Origin of the sequence: Streptomyces cyaneus, from assembly GCF_004028635.1 — a bacterium.
In the GTDB taxonomy this organism is placed as follows: domain Bacteria; phylum Actinomycetota; class Actinomycetes; order Streptomycetales; family Streptomycetaceae; genus Streptomyces; species Streptomyces cyaneus.
This window is the reverse complement of sequence record NZ_ML138678.1, coordinates 1,347,118-1,372,799: the sequence shown is the minus strand read 5'-3', so window position 1 is coordinate 1,372,799 and position 25,682 is coordinate 1,347,118. Positions and strand designations below refer to the sequence as shown.

Annotated in this window: 23 protein-coding genes and 2 tRNA genes; 12 read left to right on the top strand and 13 right to left on the bottom strand. The window is 68.9% G+C overall.

Features of this window, described 5'->3' with window-relative positions; translation table 11 throughout:
- Positions 1-115: 115 nt before the first annotated feature.
- The 4 genes from glxA to EHO50_RS06080 form a co-directional block, all read right to left on the bottom strand.
- Positions 116-2,053, bottom strand: coding sequence for a radical copper oxidase GlxA (gene glxA, locus EHO50_RS06095; protein WP_128428725.1), 1,938 nt, complete (start codon positions 2,051-2,053; stop codon positions 116-118).
- Entirely contained in the window at positions 2,050-4,056 is a 2,007-nt protein-coding gene (locus EHO50_RS06090) for a glycosyltransferase family 2 protein (RefSeq protein WP_128428724.1), read from the bottom strand. Before EHO50_RS06090 ends, glxA begins: the two co-directional genes overlap by 4 nt.
- Positions 4,057-4,380: 324 nt before the next feature.
- Positions 4,381-5,097: a FadR/GntR family transcriptional regulator gene (locus EHO50_RS06085; RefSeq protein WP_128428723.1), complete on the bottom strand. Its 717-nt coding sequence runs from the start codon at positions 5,095-5,097 to the stop codon at positions 4,381-4,383.
- Between the two features lie 512 nt (positions 5,098-5,609).
- Positions 5,610-5,683: transfer RNA gene (locus tag EHO50_RS06080), tRNA-Lys, on the bottom strand.
- Between the two features lie 185 nt (positions 5,684-5,868).
- Here EHO50_RS06080 and EHO50_RS06075 point away from each other — a divergent pair.
- The 5 genes from EHO50_RS06075 to EHO50_RS06055 all read left to right on the top strand — a co-directional run bounded on the left by EHO50_RS06075 (position 5,869) and on the right by EHO50_RS06055 (position 11,587).
- Entirely contained in the window at positions 5,869-7,314 is a 1,446-nt protein-coding gene (locus tag EHO50_RS06075) for a peptidoglycan-binding protein (RefSeq protein WP_128428722.1), read from the top strand.
- Between the two features lie 29 nt (positions 7,315-7,343).
- Positions 7,344-8,480, top strand: a complete 1,137-nt coding sequence (locus EHO50_RS06070) for an SPFH domain-containing protein (protein ID WP_128428721.1) — start codon at positions 7,344-7,346, stop codon at positions 8,478-8,480.
- A gap of 141 nt (positions 8,481-8,621) precedes the next feature.
- Positions 8,622-9,227, top strand: coding sequence for a lytic polysaccharide monooxygenase auxiliary activity family 9 protein (locus EHO50_RS06065; RefSeq protein ID WP_128428720.1), 606 nt, complete (start codon positions 8,622-8,624; stop codon positions 9,225-9,227).
- A gap of 106 nt (positions 9,228-9,333) precedes the next feature.
- Positions 9,334-9,849 (top strand): DUF3592 domain-containing protein, encoded by a 516-nt coding sequence (locus EHO50_RS06060; RefSeq protein ID WP_246101031.1) that lies wholly within the window; start codon positions 9,334-9,336, stop codon positions 9,847-9,849.
- Positions 9,850-9,916: 67 nt separating this feature from the next.
- The gene (locus tag EHO50_RS06055; protein WP_128428719.1) at positions 9,917-11,587 is read left to right on the top strand and encodes an AMP-binding protein; all 1,671 of its coding nucleotides are present in this window, start codon (positions 9,917-9,919) and stop codon (positions 11,585-11,587) included.
- 384 nt (positions 11,588-11,971) lie between these two features.
- Here EHO50_RS06055 and EHO50_RS06050 read toward each other — a convergent pair.
- The 6 genes from EHO50_RS06050 to ehuB form a co-directional block, all read right to left on the bottom strand.
- Positions 11,972-12,048, bottom strand: a tRNA-Lys gene (locus EHO50_RS06050).
- A gap of 127 nt (positions 12,049-12,175) precedes the next feature.
- On the bottom strand, positions 12,176-12,934 hold the full coding sequence (locus EHO50_RS06045; RefSeq protein ID WP_128428718.1) for an IclR family transcriptional regulator: 759 nt from the start codon (positions 12,932-12,934) through the stop codon (positions 12,176-12,178).
- Positions 12,935-13,141: 207 nt separating this feature from the next.
- The gene (gene ehuA, locus EHO50_RS06040; RefSeq protein ID WP_128428717.1) at positions 13,142-13,918 is read right to left on the bottom strand and encodes an ectoine/hydroxyectoine ABC transporter ATP-binding protein EhuA; all 777 of its coding nucleotides are present in this window, start codon (positions 13,916-13,918) and stop codon (positions 13,142-13,144) included.
- 10 nt (positions 13,919-13,928) lie between these two features.
- Complete coding sequence (gene ehuD / locus EHO50_RS06035; RefSeq protein WP_128428716.1) at positions 13,929-14,579, bottom strand: ectoine/hydroxyectoine ABC transporter permease subunit EhuD; 651 nt, start codon at positions 14,577-14,579, stop codon at positions 13,929-13,931.
- Positions 14,576-15,298, bottom strand: a complete 723-nt coding sequence (ehuC, locus tag EHO50_RS06030) for an ectoine/hydroxyectoine ABC transporter permease subunit EhuC (protein WP_128428715.1) — start codon at positions 15,296-15,298, stop codon at positions 14,576-14,578. The genes ehuD and ehuC overlap by 4 nt, the downstream gene beginning before the upstream one ends.
- Positions 15,295-16,227, bottom strand: a complete 933-nt coding sequence (gene ehuB, locus EHO50_RS06025; RefSeq protein WP_181449558.1) for an ectoine/hydroxyectoine ABC transporter substrate-binding protein EhuB — start codon at positions 16,225-16,227, stop codon at positions 15,295-15,297. The genes ehuC and ehuB overlap by 4 nt, the downstream gene beginning before the upstream one ends.
- 47 nt (positions 16,228-16,274) lie before the next feature.
- On the opposite strand from ehuB, the gene EHO50_RS06020 reads away from it, so the two are divergent.
- Entirely contained in the window at positions 16,275-16,769 is a 495-nt protein-coding gene (locus EHO50_RS06020; RefSeq protein WP_128428714.1) for a DUF3830 family protein, read from the top strand.
- On the opposite strand, the gene EHO50_RS06015 is transcribed toward EHO50_RS06020, so the two are convergent.
- On the bottom strand, positions 16,750-18,150 hold the full coding sequence (locus EHO50_RS06015) for an amidase (RefSeq protein ID WP_128428713.1): 1,401 nt from the start codon (positions 18,148-18,150) through the stop codon (positions 16,750-16,752). The genes EHO50_RS06020 and EHO50_RS06015 overlap by 20 nt on opposite strands.
- Positions 18,151-18,200: 50 nt before the next feature.
- Positions 18,201-19,196 (bottom strand): D-2-hydroxyacid dehydrogenase, encoded by a 996-nt coding sequence (locus tag EHO50_RS06010; RefSeq protein ID WP_128428712.1) that lies wholly within the window; start codon positions 19,194-19,196, stop codon positions 18,201-18,203.
- Between the two features lie 207 nt (positions 19,197-19,403).
- Between EHO50_RS06010 and EHO50_RS06005 the strand changes: the two genes are divergently transcribed.
- Both EHO50_RS06005 and EHO50_RS06000 read left to right on the top strand, forming a co-directional pair.
- Positions 19,404-20,216 carry a maleate cis-trans isomerase family protein gene (locus EHO50_RS06005; protein ID WP_128429002.1) on the top strand — a complete coding sequence of 271 codons (813 nt, stop codon included), beginning with the start codon at positions 19,404-19,406 and terminating at the stop codon, positions 20,214-20,216.
- Between the two features lie 10 nt (positions 20,217-20,226).
- Positions 20,227-20,958 (top strand): maleate cis-trans isomerase family protein, encoded by a 732-nt coding sequence (locus tag EHO50_RS06000; RefSeq protein WP_128428711.1) that lies wholly within the window; start codon positions 20,227-20,229, stop codon positions 20,956-20,958.
- 8 nt (positions 20,959-20,966) lie between these two features.
- Here the strand turns inward: EHO50_RS06000 and EHO50_RS05995 are convergent, their stop codons facing one another.
- On the bottom strand, positions 20,967-21,395 hold the full coding sequence (locus EHO50_RS05995; RefSeq protein WP_246101030.1) for a GNAT family N-acetyltransferase: 429 nt from the start codon (positions 21,393-21,395) through the stop codon (positions 20,967-20,969).
- 112 nt (positions 21,396-21,507) lie between these two features.
- Here EHO50_RS05995 and EHO50_RS43905 point away from each other — a divergent pair, with 112 nt between their 5' ends.
- The 4 genes from EHO50_RS43905 (at position 21,508) to EHO50_RS05980 (ending at position 25,645) form a co-directional block, all read left to right on the top strand.
- On the top strand, positions 21,508-21,663 hold the full coding sequence (locus tag EHO50_RS43905; RefSeq protein WP_164904764.1) for a hypothetical protein: 156 nt from the start codon (positions 21,508-21,510) through the stop codon (positions 21,661-21,663).
- An 85-nt stretch (positions 21,664-21,748) separates the two neighbouring features.
- A complete protein-coding gene (gene asnB / locus EHO50_RS05990; protein WP_128428710.1) occupies positions 21,749-24,007 on the top strand; it encodes an asparagine synthase (glutamine-hydrolyzing) in 2,259 nt (752 codons plus the stop codon).
- Positions 24,008-24,137: 130 nt separating this feature from the next.
- Positions 24,138-25,022, top strand: a complete 885-nt coding sequence (locus tag EHO50_RS05985; RefSeq protein ID WP_128428709.1) for a metallophosphoesterase family protein — start codon at positions 24,138-24,140, stop codon at positions 25,020-25,022.
- A 2-nt stretch (positions 25,023-25,024) separates the two neighbouring features.
- Complete coding sequence (locus tag EHO50_RS05980) at positions 25,025-25,645, top strand: histidine phosphatase family protein (protein WP_128428708.1); 621 nt, start codon at positions 25,025-25,027, stop codon at positions 25,643-25,645.
- Positions 25,646-25,682 lie beyond the last annotated feature (37 nt).

Here is a 25,682-nt window from a genome sequence, read left to right as displayed (position 1 = left end):
TGGGGGTTGGGCCCGCCCCTTCCGGCGGGGGGGGCCCCCGCGCGGGGGGGGGGGGGGGCCCCCCCCGCGACCAGCCACGAAGCACCCGCAGTCGAAGACGAAACCCGCGGGAGCGCTACGGCACCCGAACCCACTGCGCCTTCGACGGCGTCCCCTGATCGTCCGTCACGAACAGCATGTACCACCCCGACGGAACCAGATTCCGGTTCGTCGGCACGGTCACCGTGAGCTTGTCGCCGGACTTCTTGAAGTCCAGCTTCACCGACCGCTGGTCCACGTCCGTGACGTGCGTCGACGCGCTCGGCCGGATCAGCCGTACGTTCTCGATGGACGAGGCGTGCTGCGAGGTGAACGTGCCCGTCCCGCCACGCTTGATGGTCTGCGGGCCCCCGGACAGCGACGGCTGCGCGTCCCGGTACAGATACGGCGGCGTGTAGATCTCGATCCGCTGCTCGAACTTGCCCGGCTTGGTGTTGGCCTTGTCGGCGTACAGCGAGTCCGAGCCGAAGAACATCACACGGCCGTCGGGCAGCAGGATCGACCCGGAGTGGTAGTTACGTCCCACCAGCGGGTCGGCGACCCGGTCGAGGGCGCCCGTGCCCGCGTTGTACAGGTGCGCCTGGAGGATGTTGGAGTCGCCGCGGCCCCGGTAGTCCTCGGAACCACCCGACACCAGCACGGTGTCGTCCGGCAGCACCGACGCCTGCGGATACCGCGTGCCCTTCTCCAGCGACGGCCCGTCCACGAACTTCGGGTCGTTCGCCTTCAGATCGATGAGCCGCGTCTTCTCGCTGGACTCCTTGGACTCGCCGACGCCACCGCCGCCGATCACCATGTACTTCTCGTCCTGCGCCGGCGGCAGCAGCACCGTGCCCGAGGTCTCCATCAGCTTGGAGTCGCTCAGCCCGGGCAGCTTGCTGAACTTGTTGGTGTCCACGTCCCAGATGCCCGGTTCGCGGCCGACGTTGTCGGGGCCGTAGCCCGCGTTCGAACCCGAGTAGAAGATCTTGCCGTTCTCCAGCGGGAACAGCGCCGGGTACGTCGGGAACTGCCGCACCTTCGTCAGGTACGTCCACTTCTTGGTCTTCGGGTCGTACACCTCGTTCTTGCCCGGCACCAGCTGGCCGATGTCGTCGAGACCGGAGACGCTGAGGATCTTGCCGTCGCTCAGGGTGGTGAGCGTCGGGTACCAGCGGGCCTCGTGCATCGGGTCGACCTTGATGTACTTCTCGGCGACCGGGTCGAACTCGAAGGCGTCCCGGATGCCCTGGAAGTCCTTCTTGTCGAGGGCGAGCTTCTGCGCGATGCCGTACGTGTTGCGGGCGTCGGTGCCGGTCAGGCCCTGGATCCGGTAGTTGTCCTGGGTGCCGGTCTCGTACTTGGCGCCCTTCTTCTGCGCCTCGACATAGATCCGGCCGAGACCGGGGTCGTTGCGCAGGAACTTGCCGGTCGCCTTGTCGAAGACCTTCTTCGCGCGCGGCACCAGCACCGGGTCCTTGGAGACGAAGGTCTTGCCGTTCTCCTTGCCGGTGAACTTGGTGCCCGCGGGCAGCGTGATCGGCTCGTCCGGGTTCTCGTTGTGGACGATCATCAGGCCGCCGGCCTTGGTGACGTCACCCTTGAGCTTCTCGTACCGCTTCGTACCGCCCGCGATCAGCAGATTGCCGTTGGACAGCTGGGTGTGGCCCGTGCAGAACAGGTCGTTCGGCGTCGGCACCTTCTTGATCGTGCCCTTGACCGGGTCCCAGATCCGGGTGTCGTACTTCTTCGCGTCGAAGTTGTCCTGATTGTTGCCCGAGCCCGCGATCAGCAGCACCTTGCCGGTGTGTAGAAGCGCCGCGTGGATGGTGTTCTGGCGGTACTCCTCCGGGAAGTCGACGATCTCCCACTTGCCGTTGTCGGCTTTGTACTCGGGTCTGTTGATTTGGTACTGGTGGTATTTCTCGGTGCCGACGCGATACAGCCACGGCCCGTTCATTCCGGCCAGCGCGAGTACCACCGCCGTACCTATCGCGAGTCGACGGGCGCGGCGGCGGCCTGCACGGTCGTTCATTCCTTACGTCCCCCAAGTCCACCAAGGGCGATCTGCATCGTCTGATCGTTACCACTACTGCCCGACGCGGCCCAAGTCGGCTTGTGCTGCGGCGCATGCGGGGCATGCCCGGCGTGGGGCGCGTGCTGCCCGGGCAGCGGCTGCGGCTGCGGCTCCGGCTGGTACGCCGCGGGCTGAGCCGGCGCCGGCTGGGCCGGAACGGTCGCCGCGGGCCTCTTCTTCTCCTGACGCAGCATGTACCGCCAGGCGAAGATCGGCGTCGCGGTGATCAGCATGGCGAACATGGCCCAGATGATCATCGCGGGGTGCGAGTGACCGTAGACGAAACCGGCCGTGATCGACGCGCCGAAGATCACGATGAAGTACCAGTGGTACCGGAACGTCCCGAACCACCGGTCGGGGCTGGCCGAGTCGCCCTTGGGCGTGACCACGAACTTGCTCTTCTTGCGCAGCACGGAGTCGATCAGCGCCTTCGCGTACAGCGGCGCCGACAGCGCGGACATCACCATGCCGGCCACACCGCCGGAGCCCTCGGGCTCGTGCGGTGAGACGTTGTGGCGGCGGTTCCAGACGTACAGGCCGATCTGGAGCGCGGAGGCGTTGCCGTAGAGCATCAGCCAGATCGTCGGGTCGATGTTCACACCCGAGGCGCCAAGACCCAGGAACAGCGCACAGCTCAGCGCGGCCAGGATCCAGTTGAGGGCGGACATCGGGTAGAAGATGATCATCATCGTGTAGTTGAAGAGCTTGCTCGGCGGCAGCGAGTACCAGCCCTTCCAGTACTGCTTGAGGATCGTCTCGTACGTCCCTCGCGACCAGCGCATCTGCTGGGTGAAGAAGTCCGTCCAGGCGCTCGGGCCCTCACCGACGGCGAGCACGTCCGGCGTGTAGACCGACTGCCACTTCTTCCCCGTGACCGGGTTCTTGTGGCGGTGGATCTCGAAGCCGGTGGCCATGTCCTCGGTGATCGAGTCGTACAGTCCGCCGATCTGCTTGAGCGCCTTGATGCGTACGGCGTTCGACGTACCCACGAACATCGGGCCGCCGTAGCGGTTGCCGGCGCGCTGGATGAGGGCGTGGAAGAGGAACTGCTGCGACTCGGCGGCCTTGGTGACGAAGTTGTCGTAGTTGCCGTAGACCTGCGGGCCGATGACGAAGCCGATGTTCGGGTCGCGGAAGAAGCCGAGCATCCGCTCCAGGTAGTTGGGCAGCGGCACGTGGTCGGTGTCGACCGAGGCGAAGAAGTCGTAGTCGTCGCCGTGCGCGTCGAGCCAGGCGTTGTAGTTGCCGTGCTTGGTCTTGGCGCGGTGCGGGCCCTTGGCCTGGTTCCACTTGGCGATGCCCTTGCGGGAGAAGTGGTGCACGCCGAGCCGCGCGCACACCTCCTTGACCTCAGGGTCGTCGCCCTCGTCCAGCAGCCAGACGTGCATCAGACCCCGGTGGCGCAGCTTGACCGCCGCCTCCAGGGTCTTCGTCACCATCTCCAGCGGCTCCTTGCCGGGCACGAAGGAGGTGAGGAAGGCCACTCTCGTGCCGGTCTCCGGCACCACCGGGATCGGGTCGCGGGCGACCAGCGTGGCGTGCGCGTTGGACAGCACGTTCATGCAGCGGAAGAACTCGATCAGACCGATCGAGACGAGCATCACGACGTCGAGCGCCGGCAGGAAGTCGAAGGCGGGATAGTCCCGTTCGGTCCAGTGCTCGGGCTGCAGCAGCCAGAACAGCAGGACCAGCGACAGCAGCGGAGCGGCCGCCAGCATCAGGGCCACCCTGATCCGGTGCGGCTCCTGCGATATGAGCGAGCGGTACTGGACCCGGTACGGCTTGTTCGGGTCGGGCTGGGTGAGGGGACCGGCCAGCCGGCTGTAGTGCTCGTAGTCGTACTTCGGCAGCGTCTTCTTGATCCGGCGGAACGCGCCGGTCCGGGTCTGCGAAGGCACCCTTAGCTGAGTTGTCTGAGACGGGTCGAAGTTCTGCCGGGCGCCCGTCGGCGTCGACGTCATGAGTCATCCCCCCACACGCAGGTCACCGCGTGTCTGTCGGTTCCTTTACGACTGCTCCGGTCCCCCTCGACCGTCCACAGGCGTATCAGTGGTGGGCCGTAGTCACCACATCTTCCACACCTTAGACATGGAACTGCGACCTTCCGGTTGCATCATGCCCCCCTCGGCATGCGGTCATGAACCGGGCCCCCTACCTCCCGGAAAAACCGGCAACCGGCTCCTTGCCCCCCAACTGCCGCGAATCCGCAGCATCTTGAAAACCCAATCACCAGGGTTCTACGTCGTTCCACATGATCGCAAGATGCGAAACGAGGTGTTTACCGGTCATACGCGCTCATTGTGGCACCTGTGGGGGTGTTGTGTACCCGTGGTGGATACGCGGGCGCGGATGTTGCCGAAGTGCTCCCTTATGGCTTCCTCCGCCCGTATCGCATCGCCCGACCGCACCGCGTCCACGATCTCCCGGTGCTGCCGGCAGGTGACCAGCGGATCCTGCGGAGCGCCCCCGAGATCGGTGTGGACGCGGTGGAAGGCGTCCCAGAACGCCTCCATGACCTCGCCCAGCAGCGCGTTGTCCAGCCCTCGGTAGAGAGTGGCGTGAAACGCCCGGTCGGTCTCGGCGATGCCGTCGCCGCCGTGCGCCGCCTGCTCTTCCATACGGTCGACGAGCGCGTCCAGTTCAACGAGGTCGGCATCCGGGATCCGCCCCGCGAGCCGGGACACCAGCCCCGTCTCCACGGCCTCCCGCAGCTGCACCAGCTGGAGCAGGGTGTCCTCGCCCCGGTAGTGCCCGGCGACCGTGCGGAAGGCGAGGCCCTCGATCATCGGCGCCAGCGACATCGTGCCGACGTACGTCCCGAACCCGTGCCGGATCTCCACGATGCCCATCGCCTGCAGCCCCTTGAGCGCCTCGCGCACGGAGTTCCGGCTGGCACCGAGATGCGCCATCAGCTCGGGCTCGGTCGGCAGTGGGGCCCCGGAGGGCAGCCGGCCGTCGATGATGAGCCTCTTGATCCGCTCCTGAAGGTCACGCGCTGCCATGGCCAGAGGGTATCCGGCCAAACACACCGGAAGCCCCTCGCTTGCACGAGGGGCTTCCGGTCCGAGGCGGTGTGGGCGGCGGAGCCCCCACAACGCGCGGCGCAGCCGCGCAGAAGCGCCGCCGCCCCAAAGGCGAAGGCCCCCCGCTGTTGCGAGGGGCCTTCACTGTCTGTGCGCCGCCCGGGACTCGAACCCCGGCCCCGCTGATGCTGCATTTTCCGGGGGCGTGACATCAGCGGCTCCGCCGCGGACCCCCGGACCCCCAGCCGCCCCTGCAGGGCCCGCGAGGACTCGGGAGCGCCCACCCCAAAGGCGAAGGCCCCCCGCTGTTGCGAGGGGCCTTTTCGCTGTCTGTGCGCCGCCAGGGACTCGAACCCCGGACCCGCTGATGCTGCATTTTCCGGGGGATAACCCCCGGACCCCCAGCCGCCCCTGCAGGGCCCGCGAGGACTCGGGAGCGCCCACCCCAAAAGCGAAGGCCCCCCGCTGTTGCGAGGGGCCTTCACTGTCTGTGCGCCGCCAGGGACTCGAACCCCGGACCCGCTGATTAAGAGTCAGCTGCTCTAACCAACTGAGCTAGCGGCGCGTGCTGACGTCGGTAACTCTACATGACCTCTGGGGGTGCTCCTGACCGCGGGCGAGGGGCGGGCGGGAGGTGCCGGGGGCGCCGTAAACCATTCGGACCGTCAACATGCGCGTCGGGAAGACAGTTGTGAAACTGACGGTGTGTACAGCCGCGGGCATTTCCAACCGGAGTGTGAGGGGAATCGCATGGAGACTCGGACTCCGGTATTCGAGGAATTCGATCCGGAGCGGGACTGCGACTGCCCCGGATGTGTTCACTGGCGACGCGTCCTGCCGCATTCCACGACCGGCCGCCACCCGGCGGCGCACCGGGCGCTGATCCTCGCCGCAGCGGCCTCCACCACCCTCGCCGTCGGCCACACGGCCCCGGCCCTCGCCGCCCCCCACGCCCCCGACCGTCCGGGCGTTCCCGCAGGTGACGAGCCCGAGACGCCTCAGGGTGGCAAGGCCCCCCTGCACGGCCCGGGCGGGAAGCCGGCCAAGCCGGGCAGCGTCGTCGAGACGCCCGCGACCACCCGAGCGGAGATCATCAGGCGGGCCAAGAAATGGGTCGCCGCGAGGGTGCCGTACAGCATGTACAAGTACTGGTCGGACGGATACCGGCAGGACTGCTCCGGCTTCGTCTCGATGGCCTGGAAGCTGCCCGGGAACGAATGGACCGGCAGCCTCGACCAGTACGGAGTACGCATCTCCAAGGAGGACCTTCAGCCCGGTGACATTCTGCTGTTCCACAATCCGGCGGACCCTGAGAAAGGTTCGCACGTCGTCATTTTCGGCGGCTGGACGGACTACACGCACAGCTACTACATCGCCTACGAGGCGACCCGCCCGTATGTCCGCCGCCAGGCCACCCCGTACGCCTACTGGAGCCATTCCGGCCGCTATCTGGCCTACCGGTCCAAGGGGCTCGTGCGCGGCGCGACGGGTGGGAAGCCGGACATCGGGCGGCCCGACGGCGATCCGCCCGGCGCCGGGCAGCCACACACCGCGAAGCCGGAGGACGCCGAGCGCCCGGAGGGCCCCAACCGTGGGACGCCCTACCCGGGGCGGGCGTATTTCGGCCCCGGGGCCAACAACAAGTACGTCACCCAGCTGGGCCGCATGCTCGTCGAGCGCGGCGCCGGCCGGTACTACACGGCGGGCCCGGGGCCGCGTTGGTCGGACATGGACCGCAGGGCCACGCGGGCCTTCCAGTTGGCGCAGGGCTGGCGGGGCCGGGACGCGGACGGGTTTCCGGGACCGCGGACATGGGCGCTGCTGGTGACCGGCAAGGGCAAGAACATCCCGGCGATGTGGCTGGGCGGGCACGGCGCCCCCGCGTCGCCGGCGTCGCACGCGGTGCCCGCATCCCACCCGTCACCCGCATCGCACCCGTCACCCGCGTCGCACGGGGTGCCGGGCTATCCGGGGCGGGCGATGTTCCGGCCGGGCGCCAGCAACAAGTACGTCACCCAGCTCGGCGAGCAGCTGGTGAAGAAGGGGTTCGGCAAGCACTACAAGACCGGGCCCGGGCCGCGCTGGGACGAGTCGGACCGGCGCGGCGTCGAGGCGTTCCAGCGTGCCCAGGGCTGGCGGGGCGGCGCGGCGGACGGCTATCCGGGGCCGGAGACCTGGCGACGGCTCTTCTCGTAACGCATCTGGCGCGGAGGCTGGAGGCACGCATGAGCACGACCACTTCACCCACGCCCGAGCCCGAGGGGCTCGCGGGGCTCGCGGGTTCGGGCGAGGGGCCCGCACGGCCCGCCCGGCTGATCCAGAACGAGGGGACCACCGAGATCCCCGTCCATCTGCTGTTCCGTGACGGCCCCGACCCGGTGTCCGTGCCGCTGAGGCCGACGGTCGTGGCGCGCCGGCAGGGCACGGGGGAGCAGCCGCGGCTGCGCCGCCCGGTCCAGCCGAAGCCGCGTCCCGCGCCGGAGGTCGACCCCGACCTGGCGGAGCGGCCCGCGCGGGTGCTGCCCGGGGCGGCGGGGGTGTTCGCCGGGGCCTGCGGGGCGGCCGGATGCCTGGCCACCTCGTGGTGGGCCGGGGTGCTGCCGCCGCTGCTGGTGGAGGCGCTGCGGTTGCCGGTGTCCGCGGCGGGGCTGGGGCCCGTGCAGTGGGCGGCGTACACGGGCGCCGGGGCCCTCGGGCTCGTCGGCCTCGGCGGGCTGGCGCGGGGGCGGACCGGGCGGGCCTGGGTGCTCGGGATGTTCGGCGGCTACCGGGGGACGGTCCGGCGGACCGGTCTGCTGTGGGTCAACCCGCTGCTGCTGCGCCGCCGGGTCGACGTACGGCTGCGGCACTGGCGCAGCGAGCCGATGCCGGCGGCCGACGGCAACGGGGTCGCGCTGCGCGTGGTCGTGCTGGTGGTGTGGCGGGTGCGGGACACCGCGCGGGCGACGCTCGGGGTGGACGACCACGAGACGTATCTGCGCGAATGCGTCGAGGCGGCGCTGGCCCGGGTGCCGGTGGAGATGCCGGGTGCCTCGCGGGGGTCCGTCGAGATGGCCGGGGACGCGCTGACCCGGTTGGTGGTGCGGGACGCGGAGGCGGTCGGGCTCCAGGTGTTCTCGGTGCGCCCGGTGCGGGTGGAGTACGCCCCCGAGGTCGCCGCCGCCATGCACCGCCGCCGTATCGCCGCGCTGGACGCGCAGCAGCGGGCGACCATGCTCACCTCGGTCGTCGACTCGGTGGAGGACACGGTGACCCGGCTGACCATGCGGGGTCTGGTCGAGCTCGACGACTACGAACGCAAGGCGCTGGTCAAGGACTTGACGGTGGCGTTCTGTGCGGGGCGAGGTGAAGCGGCCCCCTGATGGACCCCCTGGCTGACCCTGACGGCCCGTCGAACAAGTCCCCTGATTGGTATGGACATGTTCAACGATCAGCAATAATCTGGGACTTGGTCTAGACCTGCAAGCTCATCGAACTTCCCCCACGTTCCCAGGAGCAGCAGCATGCGCAGAAAGACCAAGCTGTACGCCGCCGCACTCGGACTCACCACGGCCGGGGCCCTGGCGCTCTCCACCGGAGGCGCGAGCAGCCACGGCTACACGGACCTCCCCATCAGCCGGCAGAAGCTCTGTCAGAACGGCACCGTGACCAACTGCGGCTCCATCCAGTGGGAGCCGCAGAGCGTCGAGGGCCCGAAGGGCTTCCCGGGCTCAGGACCGGCCGACGGTCAGATATGCAACGCCGGCCTGGGCCAGTTCAGCCAGCTCAGCGCGCCACGGACGCCGTCCGGCGGCGCCTGGCCCGCGACCAAGGTGACGGGCGGTCAGAGCTACACGTTCCGCTGGCAGTTCACGGCCATGCACGCCACGACCGACTTCAAGTACTACGTCACCAAGCCGGGCTGGAACCAGAACCACAACCTGGCCCGCTCCGACCTCAACCTCACCCCGTTCCTGACGGTGCCGTACAACGGCCAGCGGCCACCGGCGACGCTCTCCCACAGCGGCACCCTGCCGTCCGGGCTGAGCGGCCGTCACGTCATCCTCGCGGTGTGGACGATTGCCGACACGGGCAACGCGTTCTACGCGTGCTCGGACGTCACGTTCTGATCCGGCTGCGGATCTCTGAGCGTTACTTGAGACAGACCGGCTTCCCCCGGGGGTAGGTTCCCCACGACCGGCATTACCAGCAGTACCTGACCTCGGGGGAAGCGCCATGGACTCCTTCTTCTACGCCGTGCCCGGCCTCATCCTGGCCGTCGTCCTCTTCGGCGCGTTTCGCGTGGTGCGCCGCTCGCTGCAGATCCGTCGCGCCTGGAACAGCGGGCTGACGGCCGAGGCGCGCTGTCTGCGGATGTTCACGACGACCCATGGAGGCAGCGGCGACTCGTCCGTGCGCACCACGCTGCACCACGTCTACGAGTTCACCGCACGCGACGGCCGCACGGTCCGCTTCGAGGAGGAGGACGGCCCGGCGACGACGCTCGAGGGCGACTTCGTCACCGTCTACTACGCCGAGGGCCACGAGGTGGTCGCCACGGCCAAGTCCCCGGGCCGCGCAAAGCTGGCGGCGTCCACCGTCGCCTTCCTGGCGTTCTTCGGGGTGGTTGCGGTGTTCTGCGTCGGCTTCATGGTCACGTACAACCAGATGTCCGACGGCTTCGGCTTCGGCGAGGACACCGGAGACACCGTCGACACGGTCGTCGTCGACGGTGTCACGATGACTCCGTGACCCCGCGGCCCTCCACATCTGATGTGACCCTCCACATCTGACGGGCCATCAACTACCGTGCGCCGCCATGGAGTCCAAGGAGTCCAACAGTCGTACGGTCGCGGAACTCGTCGCCGGCCGGTGGGACGACCACCGGCCGGGGCTGTGGTTCGAAGGGCAGGCGCTCACCCATCACCAGGTGGCAGCGGGTGCCGCGGCCCGGGCGGCACTGCTGGCCGACCTCGTGCCGCCCCGCTCGCACGTCGGGGCGCTGCTCGACAACACCCCTGAATATCCCCTGTGGTTGAGCGCGGCGGCCCTCGCCCGCGCCGCCGTCGCCGGCATCAACCCCACCCGCCGCGGCCCCGAACTCGCCCGCGACATCCTGCACACCGAGTGCCGGGTCCTGGTCACCGAACAGGCCCACCTGCCGCTCCTCGACGGCCTCGACCTGCCCGGAGTGCGCCTGCTGCTGACCGACGGCGAGGAGTACGACGCCCTGCTCGCGCCTTACGCCGACGCCCGGCCCGACGCCTCCCGTGCCACCCCGCACGACCGGCTCCTGCTCTACTTCACCTCCGGCTCGACCGGCGCCCCCAAGGCCGCGATCTGCACCCAGGGGCGGCTGGCGGCCGCCGGGCGTTCGCTGGCCGACCAGTTCGGCGTCCGCCCCGACGACGTGCACTACATCTGCATGCCGATGTTCCACGGCAACGCGGTGATCGCCGACTGGGCCCCCGCCCTCGCGGCCGGCGCGGGGATGGCGCTGCGACGGCGGTTCTCGGCATCGGGGTTCCTGGACGACGTACGGCAGTACGGGGCGACGTACTTCACCTATGTGGGCCGGGCGATCCAGTACCTCCTCGCCACCGAGCCGCGCCCCGACGACCGGGAGCATCCGCTGCGGCTCGGCTTCGGGACGGAGGCGGGCGCCGTGGACGCGGCCGCCTTCGAGCGGCGGTTCGGGGCGCGGCTGGTCGAGGGGTACGGCTCCTCCGAGGGCGGGGCTGCCGTGCAGTGGTCGCCGGGGACGCCGCCGGGGGCCGTGGGGCGGGCGGCGCCCGGGCTCGTCGTACTCGATCCGGAGACCTGCGAGGAGTGTCCGCCCGCGGTGTTCGATGCGGCCGGGCGGCTGGTCAACGGGGACGAGGCCATCGGGGAGCTGGTCAACCGGGGGCCGAACCCCTTCGAGGGCTACTGGCGCAATCCCGAGGCGGAGGCGGAACGGCGGCGGGAGGGCTGGTACTGGACGGGGGACCTGTTCTGCCGGGACGCCGACGGCTATCTGTACTTCGCGGGACGCGGCGACGACCGGCTGCGGGTGGATGGCGAGAATCTGTCCGCCGCGATGATCGAGAACATCCTCGCCCGGTACGAGGGTGCCGTGGCCGTCGCCGTGTACGCGGTGCCGGATCCGGTGACCGGGGACCAGGTGATGGCGACGATCGCCGGGGAGTTCGATCCGGTCGGCTTCGCCGGGTTCCTGCTGGCCCAGCCCGATCTGGGGACGAAGATGGCGCCGCGGTTCGTGCGGGTGGTGGAGCGGATGCCGGTGACCGCCACGAACAAGATCCAGCGGGCGGGGCTCAGGCGGGAGGGGCTCAGGTGTGCCGATCCGGTGTGGTGGCGGCCGACCGGGGAGCGGGCGTACCGGCGGCTGACCGAGACGGACGTCCTGGCATACGTCGAAGGGCCTCTCGCTCCCACGAGAGGCCCTTCGGTGGTGCGCCGCCAGGGACTCGAACCCCGGACCCGCTGATGCTGTATTTCCCGGGGCGTGACATCAGCGGCTCCGCCGCGGGCCCCCGGACCCCCAGCCGCTTCTGCAGGGCCTGGGAGGGCCGACTTCGGCTGTTTGGGTGCGGTGAGGGGCCGGAGCCCTGGAATCCGCTGACGTCGAAGGGCCCCTCGCTCCCACGAGAGGCCCTTCGGTGGTGCGCCGCCAGGGACTCGAACCCCGGACCCGCTGATGCTGTATTTCCCGGGGCGTGACATCAGCGGCTCCGCCGCGGGCCCCCGGACCCCCAGCCGCTTCTGCAGGGCCTGGGAGGGCCGACTTCGGCTGTTTGGGTGCCGTGAGGGGCCGGAGCGCCGGAACCCGCTCACGTCGAAGGGCCCCCCGCTCCCACGAGAGGCCCTTCGGTGGTGCGCCGCCAGGGACTCGAACCCCGGACCCGCTGATTAAGAGTCAGCTGCTCTAACCAACTGAGCTAGCGGCGCATGACCCTCGCCGACCGCGTTCCGAGTGGGTTCGCGGCTGGCGACGAAGAAAATACTACCCGGTCCGCAGGGGTGCTTGTGACCACGTGGGAGCAGGTGCCGGATGGTCCGGGATCAGGGGGCAGACCTAGATCGCCAGCGACAGCAGGACCGGCGCCGCGTTCCGGTTCAGGGCGTCCGCCGCCTGGCGCAGGCGGTGGGCGTGCTCGACCGGGAGTGACAGGGCCAGGCAGCCCACCGACGACCCGGCCGTGATCGGGACCGCCGCGCACACCGTGCCCACCGCGTACTCCTGGAGGTCGAGGTGGGGGACCGTCGGCGGCTGGGACTCCAGGCGGGAGAGCAGGACCTTGTCGCTGGTGATCGTCCGCGAGGTGAGGCGGGCCATCCGGTGGCGGGAGAGGTGGTCGCGCCGGCCGTTGTGGTCGAGCTGGCCGAGCAGGCTCTTGCCGATCGCGGTGGCGTGGGCGGAGTAGCGGAAGTCGACCCACTCGTTGACCACGGGGGTGGCCGGGCCGGCGGCGTACTGGTCGATCCTGATCTCTCCGTCGACGTACCGGCTGATGTAGACGGCGGCACCGACCGAGTCGCGCAGCCGGTCGAGGGTGCGCTGGAGGTTGTCGCGCAGGGCCTTCTCGTGGCCCTGCGCGGAAGTGAGGCGGGTCAGGGCGTCGCCCGTGACGTACGCCCCGTCGGCGATCTGCTCGACGTAGCCCTCGCGGCGCAGCATCAGCAGGAGGCTGGTCAGGCGCTCCGAGGTGATGCCGGTGTGCCGGGCGAGCTCGGCGTCGGTGACTCCGGTGCTGTGCCGCGCCACGGTCTCCAGGACGCGGAGGGCGTCCTGGGCCGAGTGGTACGGCGTCGTCGGCTCGTGCTGCAGCGCCACGGTTCCCCCTGCGGTCGCACGTCGCTTTTCGATCCCGTGCCCACCGGGCCGGGGTCGAGTCAGCCAATCTCCTTCACGATAACGGGCAAGAGGCTTGTAGTGAGCGGTTGTTGACGAGATTGCGACGCCCTCAACTGCGGTCTAGCACTCTGGCATATGCCAAAGTCATGAGCCGGGCCAGGAGGCGAGTCATGACCCGGCCCGGACTCACAGCACAGCGCTGAGAAACTCCCGTGTGCGGTTGTTCTCGGGGTCGTTGAAGATCTTCTCGGGAGCGCCGGACTCGATGACCCGGCCGGAGTCGAACATCAGGACCTGGTCCGAGATGTCCCGGGCGAAATTCATCTCATGGGTCACGCAGAGCATGGTGATGTCGGTGGTGCGGGCGATGTCACGGAGGACGTCGAGGACGCCCGCGACCAGCTCCGGGTCCAGCGCCGAGGTCACCTCGTCCAGCAGCAGCACCTGCGGCCGCATGGCCAGCGCCCGGGCGATCGCCACCCGCTGCTGCTGGCCGCCGGAGAGCTGGGTCGGGCGGGCGTCGCACTTGTCGGCGAGGCCCACCATGTCCAGCAGCTCACGCGCGCGTGCCTCCGCCTCGTCCTTGGACATGCCGAGGACGGTGACGGGGGCCTCGGTGATGTTGCGCAGCACCGACATGTTCGGGAACAGGTTGAACTGCTGGAACACCATGCCGATCTTCTTACGGACCTCGCGGATCTGCTTCTCCGGGGCCGGGAAGAGCTGGTCACCGGCGACCGTGATCGTGCCCTCGTCGGGCTTGGCCAGGGTCATCAGCAGCCGCAGGATCGTCGTCTTGCCGGAGCCGGACGGGCCGATCAGGGTGACGTGCTTGCCGGACTCGACGGAGAAGTCGAGCCGGTCGAGCACCGTGTTGGACCCGAAGCGCTTGGTGACGTTCTCGAAGCGGATCAGTTCGCTGCCGTCCACCGGCGGGTTGGCGCTCGCGTCGGGTTCTTTCATCAAAGGCGTGTCAGCGGACAAGGCGTCGCTCCAGGGCTCGTACGAGAAGGGAGGCCGGGTAGGCGATGAAGATGAAGGCCACACCGATGACCGTCAGGGGCTCGGTGAACTGGAAGTTCTCCTGCGCGAACAGCCGCGCCTCGCCGAGCATCTCCATGACCGTGATCGTCATCAGGATCGGGGTGTCCTTGAGCATCGCGATGACGTAGTTGCCGAGGGCCGGTACGACCCGGCGGATCGCCTGCGGCAGGATCACCACGGTCCAGGTGCGCCGCACCGGCAGGTTCAGCGCGGTCGCCGCCTCCCACTGGCCGGCGGGGACCGCCTCGATGCCGGCCCGGTAGACCTGCATCGTGTACGTCGAGTAGTGCAGCCCGATCGCGCAGATGCCCGTGGTCAGCGCCGACCACGTCAGCCCCCACTCGGGCAGCACGTAGAAGAAGAAGAAAAGCTGCACCAGCAGCGGGGTGTTGCGGATGAACTCCGTGACCACCCCGACCGGCCAGCGCACCCAGCGGGTCGGTGTGCGCATCAGCAGCGCCCACACCAGGCCCAGCGCGAACGAGATCAGCGAGCCGAGGGCCAGGATCTGCAGCGTGAGCAGCAGTCCGTCCCAGAACTTCGGCATGAAGTCGGCGACAGCGCCCCAGTCCCAGGTCATCCGAGAGCACCTCCCGCGCCCACGCCGGTCGTCTCAGGCCGGCGCAGCTCCTGCTCGGGCGTGGGCCCGACCTGCTTGCCCAGCCCTGCCTTGAGCTTGCGTTCCAGTCCGCGCATCCCGCGCGTGAGCAGGAAGGCGATGACGAAGTAGATCAGCAGGACGTACGTGTAGATCTCCGTGCTCTCCTGCAGCGCGAGGCGCACCAGGTTGGCGCTGAAGGCCAGGTCGCCCATGCCCATGACGGACACCAGGGCCGTGCCCTTCAGCAGTTCGATCAGCAGGTTGGAGAACGGCGGGATCATCTCCGGCACCGCCTGCGGCAGCAGGACCAGCCGCATCCGCTGCCACGGCGTGAAGCTGAGGGCGATGCCGCCCTCCTTCTGCGCCGGGTCGACCGAGTTCAGCGCGCCGCGCACGATCTCGGCGCCGTACGCGCCGTAGGTCAGTCCCAGCGCGAGGGTGCCGGCCCACAGTGGGACCAGTTGCCAGCCGAACGCGACCGGCAGCACGAAGAACACCCAGAAGATCATGATCAGGGCGGAGGTGCCGCGGAACACCTCGGTGTAGAAGCCCGCGAGGAAGCGGACGATCCACAGCCGGTGCGTGCGGGCCATGCCGACCCCGAAGGCGACCGCCGCCGCCACCAGCGCGCTCAGCACCAGCAGCTGGACGGTGACCCAGATTCCTTGAAGTACGAGTTCCCAGAGTCCCGAGGTCATCCGCCGGTCCCTCCTCCGCACAGCTCCTTCGCGGTGAGGTCGGTCATCTCGGCCTCGGTGAAGCCGAAGGGCCGAAGGATGCGGAACAACTCCCCGCTCTTCTTGAGCTTGTGCAGCTCGACGTTGAAGGCGTCCCGCAGGGTGGTCTCGGTCGGCCGGAAGGCGAAGGCGCCGCCGTCGACGTGCGGTTTGCCCTCGACGAGGGGCGCGAAGGCCTTGGTGGCCTCGGCCTTGGCCGACTTCTTGACGACCTCACGGGTGGTCAGCGCCGTACCGGCGAAGACGTCGACACGCCCCGCCTCGACGGCGTTCAGCCCCGCGACCTGGTCCGGCACGATGAGGATGTCGCTCTCCTTGTACCCCGCCTCGATGGCGTACTGGATCTCGGCATAGCCGGTCCCGGTGGCGAACTTGGCCTTCTTCTCGACGATGTCCTTGTAGTCGTGCAGGCCCTTCGGATTGCCCTTGCGCACGATGAAGGAATCGAGCATCTGATAGTCGGGGTCGGAGAAGATGACCTGTTCACAGCGCTCGGGATTGACGTACATCCCGGCGGCGACGACGTCGAACTGCTGCGAGTTCAGCCCGGGTATCAGCGACCCGAACTCGGTGGGCACGGGCTGAACCCGGTCCACGCCGAGCCGTTTGAAGATCACCTTCGCCAGCTCGGGCGCCTCACCGGTGAGTTCACCGTTCTTGTCGATGTACCCGAAGGGAATCTCACCCGCGATCCCGAGCCGCACCACGCCGGCGGCGCGCAGCCGGTCGAGCAGCTCGCCACCCTCCTTCGTGGAGGCCGTGGCCACGCGTGAGCAGCCCGCCGCGCCCAGCGCGCCGAGCGCCGCCACCCCCGCGAGCAGCGACCGGCGTGTGGGGGTGCCCGATCTGTGTCCGACATGTGTTTCGACATGTTCCAGTGGTGGAGCCATGGCGGCGCGGCTACCCGAGACCATGCGATGTATGCACCCTGGAAGGCATGACTGATCGGTTCATCGAGGTGTCACTGGTCAAGCGGGGAATCCACTGCACGGCCAAACTCCTGGACGACCGCGCCCCGCTCACCTGCGCGGCCGTCTGGGACGCCCTGCCCCTGACCAGCGACGTCTACCACGCCAAATACGCCCGCAACGAGATCTACGCCCTCTTCCCGCCCTTCGCGGAAACGGAGCCGCCCCTGGAAAACCCGACAGTCACCCCCATTCCAGGAGACCTGTGCTATTTCGCCTTCGCCGGCACGGAACTCGGCACCAAGTCCTACGGCTACGACCGTGAGGTCCGCCCCGGCACGACGCTGGTCGACCTGGCCCTGTTCTACGAGCGCAACAACCTGCTCCTGAACGGCGACGTGGGCTGGGTGCCCGGCATCGTCTGGGGCCAGGTCGTGGAGGGACTGGAGGCGATGGCCCAGGGCTGCAACGACCTGTGGCGGTCGGGGGCGCTGGGCGAGTCGCTCAGCTTCCGGCGGGTGTGAGCCCGGCGATTCCGGCCTCGTAGAGCGCGTGCGCCGCCCGCAGCACCAGATCGTCCCGGTGCCGGGCGGCCACGAGTTGGAGGCCGATCGGCAGGCCGTCCCCGTCGACGCCGACGGGGACGGTGGCCGCCGGCTGCTGGGTCAGGTTGAAGGGGTACGTGAAGGGCGTCCAGCCCGTCCAGCGGCGGTGGCCCGAGCCCTTGGGGACCTCCGCGCCCGCCTCGAAGGCGGTGAGGGGGAGGGTCGGGGTGACGAGGAGGTCGTAGGTGTCGTGGAAACGGCCCATCCGGCGGCCGAGTTCCATGCGGACGTCGACTGCGGCCAGATAGTCGAGCGCGGTGAGCCGGGCGCCCACGCTGCAGATCTCCCGCAGGCCCGGGTCGAGCAACTCCCGCTGATGCGGCCCCAGATGCTGGGTCACCCGGGCCGCCCCCGTGAACCACAGGGTGTGGAAGGCGTCCACCGGGTCGGTGAAGTCGGGGTCGGTCTCCTCGACGTACGCGCCCAGCCCCGCCAGCCGCTCCACCGCCCGCCGTACCGCCGCCGCGACCGCCGGACGCACCGCCACCTGGCCGCCGAGGGAGGGGGAGTAGGCCACGCGCAGGCCGTGCACACCGCCGGTCAGGCCCGACGCGTAGGAACCGGGGGCCGGTGGGAGCGCCGACCAGTCGCGGGAGTCGGGGGTGCCGATGACGTCCAGCAGCAGGGCCGCGTCGGCCGCGTCACGAGTCATCGGGCCGACGTGCGCCAGGGTGCCGAAGGCGCTCGCGGGGTACAGGGGGACGCGGCCGTACGTCGGTTTCAGGCCGAAGATGCCGCAGAACGCCGCCGGGATACGGACACTGCCGCCGCCGTCCGTGCCGAGGGCGAGGGGGCCCGCGCCGAGCGCCACCGCGGCCGCCGCGCCGCCGCTGGAGCCGCCCGCGGTGCGGGTCGGGTCGTACGGATTGCGGGTGACGCCGGACAGGGGCGAGTCGGTGACGCCCTTCCAGCCGAACTCGGGGGTGGTCGTCTTGCCGAGGAAGACCGCGCAGTGCGCCCGCAGCCGGGCCACCGAGGGGGCGTCCTCGACCCAACTGCCCTTGTCGGAGATGGTTTTCGAGCCCTTCCGTGTCGGGCCGCCGCGCATCAGCAGGATGTCCTTCACCGTGACCGGAACGCCGTCGAGGAGGCCGGCCGGTTCGCCGCGCCGCCAGCGCTCGGCCGACTCGCCGGCCCGGGTGAGGGCCTCGTCGGCGGTCAGGCGGGTGAAGGCGTTGACCTCCGGCTGGATCCGCTCGGCCCGCTCCAGGGTCGCGCGGGTGGCGTCGACGGGGCTGAACTCTCCTTTGCGGTAGCCGTCGAGGAGTTGTACGGCGGTCAGTTCGGTGAGATCCGTCATGCGCCCTCCAGGCTCGAATCCGCGGGAATCGGGGCGAAACCGCGGGGAGTTCAGCGTCCCGGTACGTACCCGCGCTGCTTGTCGACCACGTTCAGCAGCGGCCTGCCCGCCTCCCACCTCTCGTACAACTCCACGAACTGACGGCCGAGTTCATCCCGCCAGCCGATCGTGTCCCCGCTCATGTGCGGCGAGACGATCAGCCCCGGCAACCCCCACAACGGGCTGTCGGCGGTGAGGGGTTCGTGCTCGAAGACATCGAGCGCCGCCCCCGCGATCCAGCGCTTGGCGAGGGCCTCGGCCAGGGCGTCCTCGACGACAAGCTGCCCGCGCCCGACGTTGATGAACCGGGCGGACGGCTGCATGACGCCGAAGCGGCGGGCGTCGAACATGCCGTGCGTCTGCTCGGTGAGCGGGGCGGCCGCGATCACCCAGTCGGCGCGGGCGATCAGCCGGTCGAGGTCGTCGGGGCCGTGAATGCCGGTGCGCGGGGTCCGGCCGACCAGTGCGGTCGTGACATCGAGGGCCTTGAGCGTGCGGGCGATCGTACGGCCGATGGGCCCGGATCCGACCACGCACGCGCGCGTGCCCGCGACGCGCTGCCCCTCGCGGTGCCGCCACTCCCGCGCGCGCTGCAACTCCAGCGTCCTCGGCAGGTCCTTCGCCATCGCCAGCACCAGCGCGGCGACGTACTCGGCGATCGGCTGGTCGAAGACGCCACGCGCGTTGGTGACCACGGTGTCGGACGCGGTCAGCTCCGGGCACATCAGATGGTCCACGCCCGCGCTCGCGGTGTGCACCCAGCGCGGCCGGGGGCCCTCGCCGGGCCATGCGTGGCGTACGGCGTGGGAGGTGAAGTCCCAGACCAGGAGCACGTCGGCGTACGGCAGGCGGTCGGCGAGGGTCGACTCGTCCGCGTGCTCGACGCGGGCGCGACCGGTGAGGCGGCCGAGGCGGGGGAGGGGGTCGGTGTCGAGGACCAGGAGCGTGGGCGGAGTAGTGGGAGGGGTGTCGGAGGCGGGCGGCGGACCGGGGGTGGGTGCGGTCATGCGGGTCGTCTCTCCGGGGGTGCGGGGGGTCGTCTTTTCGGGGGTGCGCAGGGCCGTTTCTCGGGTTTTTACTGGAAGTGATGGCCGTCTGACATGCGAGGTTTGACCACGCTCGCACCCGAACCTACCTTCGTCAACACGGGCGTACGTACGGTCCGTTACTCACCTGTTTCTCATAGTGAGGGGCGGTGCCCTGCCATGAGCGCCATGGACATCTCCTTCCTCGGCGGCCCTCGCCCGCAGCGCGGCGTCGGAGTCATCGCCCCCTTCGACTTCGCGCTGGACCGGGAGCTGTGGCGCTGGGTGCCGGACGAGGTCTCGCTGCACCTGACCCGGACGCCCTTCGTCCCGGTCGAGGTCAGCCTGGACCTCGCCCGACTGGTCAGCGAACACGAGACGCTCGGCGACGGCGTGCGCACCCTGACCGCGGTCGCGCCCGAGGTCGTCGCCTACGCCTGCACCTCCGGCAGCTTCGTCGGCGGCATCGCGGGCGAGCGGGCGATGTGCGAGGCGATGACGCGGGCGGGTGCGATACCGGCGGTCACCACGTCCGGGGCGCTGCTGGAGGCGCTGGCCGAGCTCGGCGTACAGCGCGTGGCCCTCGTGACCCCGTACACCGTGTCGGTGACGCGGGCCCTGGAGGAGTACGTGTCGGAGGCGGGGACCGTGGTCACGGGATGCGCGTTCATGGGGCTGACGCGGCACATCTGGAAGGTGCCGTACCGCGACGTGGCGGACATGGCGCGCAGGGCCGTGGGCGGCCGCAGGGCCGACGCCCTGTTCATCAGCTGCACCAACCTCCCCACCTATGACGTGATCCCCCAACTGGAGGCGGAACTGCGCATGCCGGTTCTCTCGGCCAACCAGGTGACGATGTGGGCTGCGCTGCGCAGGCTGGGTACTCGCGCGGTGGGGCCTTATCAGGCGCTGATCGATCCGTCGGCGCGGATCGACCCGGCGACGCGGAACGGGCCCGTGCTTCCGGACGTGCCGGATGTTCCCGAGCAGGAACAGCAGTAGAAAGGCTGACATGACCGCACTCGGATTTCTCTACCCGGGCCACTCCGCCGAGGACGACTATCCCCGCATCGAGCAACTCCTCGCCAGCGACATCCGGCTCGACCTGGTGCACACCGACATCGGCGAGGACGCGCACCGGGTGGACGCGTTGCGGCGGATGGGCGCGGCCGAGCGCCTCGCCGAGGGCGTGGAGGCGCTACGGCTGACGGGCGCCGAGGCGGTGGTCTGGGCCTGCACGTCGGGCAGCTTCGTCTACGGCTGGGAGGGCGCCCACGAGCAGGTGCGCACCCTCGCCCGCACGGCCGGGATGCCGGCGTCGTCGACGTCCTTCGCCTTCGTGCACGCGGTGCGGGAGCTCGGGGTGCGGCGGGTGGCGGTCGGGGCGACCTACCCGGACGACGTGGCCGACCTCTTCGCCCAGTTCCTGACCGCCGGGGGCGCCGAGGTGGCCACGGTGCGCGACTGCGGCATCATCACCGCGGCGGAGGTCGGAACCTGGGGCGAGGCCGAGGTCTTCGCGCTGGCCAAGGAGGCGAACACGGAGGAGGCGGAGGCCGTACTCCTGCCCGACACGGCCCTCCACACGGCAGCCCACATCCCGGCCCTGGAGGCCGAACTCGGCAAACCGGTCCTCACGGCGAACCAGGTCACGGTATGGGAGGCACTGCGCCTGACGGACCGCCGCGTGAACGCGCCGGCACTGGGGGCACTGTTCACACGGGAGCCGATCGTGCAGGTGTAGGACCTGTCTCAGCTCTGCTGCGCAGGGAGGGTCCAGGCCGAATTGTGCTGGGTGAACCCGATGTGCGGGTAGTACTCCACCGCTGCGGGAGCGGACAGCAGGACGATCTTCGCTTGCGGCGCCGCTTCCGCGGTCACCCGGATGAGCTCCTTGCCAATACCCCGCCTCTGGTAGGCGGCATCCACCGCGATGTCCGAGAGGTAGGTGGCATAACTGAAATCACTGATCGACCGGGCGATTCCGATCAGTACGCCGGAATCGTATGCGGCCGCGACCAGGTTGGATCCGTCGAGCATGCGCTGAAGGCGGCCCGGCTCGGAGAGAGGACGGCGTTCGGCGAGTCCTGAGGTCTCGTACACCCTCATCACCGCCTCGATTTCCAGGTCGGCCGACTTCACGATCGAGAAGGTCATCTTGGACAAGGTCTCGCTGGCCATGCACGCTCCCATGAGGTCCACTAATGCTGCGCCAGGGCAATGCCTGACAGATCAGCGGCTCAGTGTCGGACAGCGGATGAGTGTTCGTCAACAAGCTTCGAGACCAGCCAAGATGCTGCCGAACCACCGCCAGACCACCCCACTCTGTCAGGATCTGATCGCTGAGTTAGTCGACTCGAACGGAAAGGGGTGTTTCCCGATGAAGGCCTACACCAAGCCGACCGCCAAGCCGGTTTCGCAGCCCGACATCGTCGCGGTCGTCCGCTGAACGATGCTCTGAGGGGAGGCGCCACACTTCGGTGTGGCGCCTCTCACGTTTATCCGCGCGGTCTTCACCGCCCTCGGGCAGCAAGTTGCAGCGAAGATCGTTTTCGCCCAACACCCCTGTTTTGAGGGCCTCTTCGCATGTAAGGTGCCGGATCATGTGTGGCATAGCGGGCTTTGCCCACCTCAACGGTTCTCACATCGACGCATCCACTCGCCCCGTGCTCGAGGCGATGGCGCGAGCTCTACGGCCGCGAGGCCCGGACGACATGCAATTCATCGAACTCGGCCAGGCGGCCATGTCGTTCACCCGGCTCTCGCTCGTCGACCCGGAAGGAGGAAGGCAGCCTTTCGTCTCGCGAGACGGACTGGTGGCATTGTCCGCCAACGGTGAGATCTACAACCACCGTGAACTGCGGCGCGAGTTGGGTGAGGGGCTCTTCCGCAGCCGTTCCGACTGTGAAGTGTTGCTGCACCTCTATGAACGAGACGGCCTGGACTTTCTCGAGCGGGTGCGGGGAATGTTCGGTATCGCCGTCATCGACTTGCGTGAACAGCGCATCGTGCTGGCGCGCGATCGCATCGGCCTCAAGCCGTTGTTCGTCCATCGCGCGGGCGACACTCTTATTTTCGGCTCCGAAGTCAAGGCGCTTTTTCAGCATCCTTTGTGTCCCAGGGAGTTGGACTGGGCCGGCGCCCTCGCGGATCAGGGGTTGAACGCCGCGCCGATCATGCCCGACGCGCCGCCTCGCGACTGGTTCGTCGGAGTCGAGCAGATAGAGCCGGGCAGCATCGTCACCTACGGCCTGCGCGACGGCAGTACCCGAACGAAGAGGTACTGGTCCATGCCGGGGCCGCTCTCGCACGACGATGTCACGCCGGACGAACTCGTCGAACGCTTCCGTGGTCTGCTCGCCGAGTCCGTTCAGGAATGCCTGGTGGCCGACGCGGAGATCGGCATCATGCTCAGTGGTGGCGTCGACTCGGCGGGAATCGCCGCGCTCGGCGGGGACTCCATCGAGCACAGTTTCAGCGCGCTCAGCGCGAGCACGCTGCTCAACGGCGATGCCGACTACGCGCGTTCGACCGCCAAGGCGCTCAATCTCACCCATCACGAGCTGGCCTTCGAGGTGGGCCAGCACCCTTCCGCCGAGGATTGGCGCCGCCTGCTGTGGTTGATGGAATCACCGCTGTGCGGACCGGAACAGCACTTCAAGAGCGAGATCTACCGCTTCGTCCGGGCAGGTCGGCCGGACATGAAGGCCGTTCTGCTCGGGTCCGGTGCCGACGAACTCAGCGGTGGCTACTCCCGCATGCTGGCCGGCGGCGGTGACTGGCACGACTTCATCAGGAACCTCACCGACCTGTCCCGGCGGCGCGCGCTCGCAGCGAACGCCCCCGCCATGAACGTGTGGTGGCAGAACGGCCGTCCGCTGGTCAGCGACGAAGCGGTACGGGTCGCCTTCCCGGGCGCGCTGGGCGATGTGTACGACGATTTCGTCCAGTGGAAGGTGCGCGACTGGCAGCAGTACAACTTCTGGGTCGAGGACCGTACGGCCTCGGGCAACGCGGTCGAAGCGCGTGTGCCGTATCTGGACCACCGTATCGTCGAACTCCTCGCCGGCGTCCCGCGCAAGTACCGCCAGGAACTCTTCTGGGACAAGAAGATCATTCGCTCCGCCTTCCGGGAACTGCTGCCCCTGGACATCACCCAGCGGCCGAAGATCGCCTTCTACGAAGGCGAAGGGGTGCGCTACACCCACCTCACTTTCGCCAGGATGCTCGCGGCGAACTCCGGTGAACTGCTGGAGCAGGCGCTCGCGTCGCCGCGGGCCGCCCAGTTCCTGCAGGCGGACCATCTGCGCGGCTGCCTGAACGAGATCATCGACGGCACGAGCGACACTCACCTCGAACTGCTGCTCCGGTTGGTCAACCTGGGTCTGCTCGACGAGATGACGCAGTCGCTGCCGCCTACACAGCCGTCGTCCGCCGCGCTGCCGGTCGAGGTGGGCGATGAGCGCACCCGCGAGGAACAGCGCGCGGTCGTCTTCGGGCGGCCCGCGGTCGACCCCGCTCTGGTGCTCCGGCTCGGGGAGGACGTCCTGCTCCTGGACGGGGCGCAGGGGCAGAGCTTCGTCGCTGTGGGCGGTGAGTTGCGGTTCGTCATCGACCACGACACCGACGCGGCGTGGCTGTCGGTGCTGCGCGGCATCGACGGCGGCACGGAGCTCGGGGCGGTCTGCGCGGCGGCTGGCTGTGAGCTGGAGTCGGTGACCGAACTCGTCGATCAGTCCCTTCTCATGGGGCTGTTGGTACGTGTCGAGGAGCCGGTACCCGCCCGGTCCTGAAGCGCGTCGGCAGGCGGCGGCCGCTGATCCCGCCGTCTGCCGCTCGGGAGTGACGTCACCGCTCCGGGGCTGAACTCGTGTGTGGCTGATATTCGGGTTTGCCGGTTGGGTTTTCCGGTAGCTTCTGCGTATGCGGATCCTGCATCTTTCAGACACCCATCTCGACCGTTTCGACGGCCCCAACAAACACGGCGTGAACGCCACCCAGTCCTTGCGTCGCATGCTTGCGGATCTGGCAGCGGTGCGTGATATCGATGTGGTTGTCGTCAGCGGCGACGTAGCCGATGACGGATCGCCGGAGGCCTATGGTGCCGCGCGTGAAATCGTGGGTGAATTCGCCTCCGCGCGGAATGTACCTGTGCTCTACAGCACCGGAAATCACGACGAGCGCGGAGCCTTTACGAAGATCCTCGGTAGCGGGCATCTCGACCCGTCGGGGAATGACCGGGCCGATTCGGTCATCGCCACCGGCCGAGGAGAGCGGGCCGCGGTGAGTGTGATCGATGGATACCGCTTCATCACCCTCGACTCACTCGTGCCCGAAAAGGGGTACGGCTGGATCAGCGAAGAGCAACTGACCTGGCTGCGCGGTGTTCTGGAGGAGCCGGCTCCGCACGGAACCGTCCTGGTCTTCCACCATCCCCCGATCACCCTCGATGTAGAGGTGCAGCGCTCCCTGGGGCTGCGAAACCCCGCCGATCTGGCGGACGCGATCCGGGGCAGTGACGTTCAGCTCATCCTCTGCGGACACTTCCATCTGCAGATCTTCGGATACCTGGAGTCGAGCGCGGTGTGGGTGACCCCGGGCGTCGTCAGCAGGATCGATCTCACCGCTCCCGCGCGGACCGAGCGGGCGGTTCGGGGTGCCTCGGCGACCCTCGTCCAGCTCGGCACCCCCACTTCGCCGATGTTCCACACCCTCCATGCGCGCGACCCGCAGGTGGGCGAGACCGTCTATGAGCTCGACGAGCCGCAGCTCCGAGCCGTCATCGAGAAGCTGGGGCAGGAGAGCTGACCATGAAGTTCGTCTATTTCATACGGCACGCCCGATCGCACGCCAACCAGCAGAACCTGCTGATCGGCCGGAACGGCGAGCACGAACTCAACGACATCGGGTTGCGCCAGGCCGCGTCCCTCGGGGAACGGCTGAAGGACCAGGGTATCCGTACCTTCCGGACCTCGCCGCTGCGTCGGGCCGTGCAGACGGCCCACATTCTCACGGACACCGTCGGCTGTGCTGAGGCGGTGGTGGCGAAGGACCTGATCGAGCGGGACTTCGGTTCGTTCGACGGTATGGACCGGCCGACGTTGCTGGAGACGCGTGCCGGTCTCGGGCTCGACAACCAGGATCCGACGGGATATTTTCCGCCCGACCTGGCGGATGTGGAGCCCATCCGGGATGTCCAGGAACGTATGACACGGGCCTGGCAGAACGCTGTCGACTCGGTGCCGACCGGTGAGTCCGTCGGTCTGATCTCGCACGCCGGGACGATCAAGGCGCTGTTGTACGCGGCCCTCGGTATCGATGAGCGTCATCCGCGGGCGTTCAAGGTCTTCCAGGCCAGCTATGTCAAGTGCAAGGTGCCGGAGCCAGGGCGTCTGACCGTGCACGAGATCTGGGTCAATCCGGTCCAGTAGAGCAGGACCGAAACGCACGGAGTCCGGTCGGAGACCT